Consider the following 471-nt stretch of genomic DNA (forward strand, 5'->3'; position numbering starts at 1 on the left):
TAATATCGCCCAGCCCCCAGAAGGTGCATTACGATCTCGTGATAGGGAGCCAGGTTGAGGACCCGCTATCGCCTCCCCAGCTCCACCAGCCGCACCCACATGAGTTGAAACACCCAGGGCAAGGTGGGCTTAGCCGTGGGTCTCCCCTTGTGGTTGAGGTCGTACACCTGTGGGTTAGGTGTGGCTTCCATCCAAAAATTCTACCCGTGAGGGGAAGGGGTGCGGAATGTGAGGAACAAGGATAGAAGGCATTTCACCCCACCACATCCGGCAACGCCCGGGCGGCCTCCTCCAGGCGCTTGCGGGAGACGTGCACGTAGACCTGGGTGGTGCTGATGGAGCTGTGCCCCAGAAGCTCCTTCACCTCGTCAATCCCCCGCCCCGCCTCCACCAGGGCGCTGGCGTAGGAGTGGCGGAGCTTATGGGGGGTGATGCGTTGCCAGTCCTTGAGCCCCGCCCGCCTGGCCACCC

General features: G+C 62.8%; 1 protein-coding gene. It reads right to left on the reverse strand.

The annotated features are described in order from the left end of the window. Positions 1–253: 253 nt before the first annotated feature. Positions 254–471 (reverse strand): tyrosine-type recombinase/integrase (locus tag ACYQ0J_RS00480; RefSeq protein ID WP_460170256.1); only part of this gene is annotated, 218 nt, incomplete at its 5' end.

It is taken from the genome of Thermus sp. FJN-A (genome assembly GCF_054655095.1).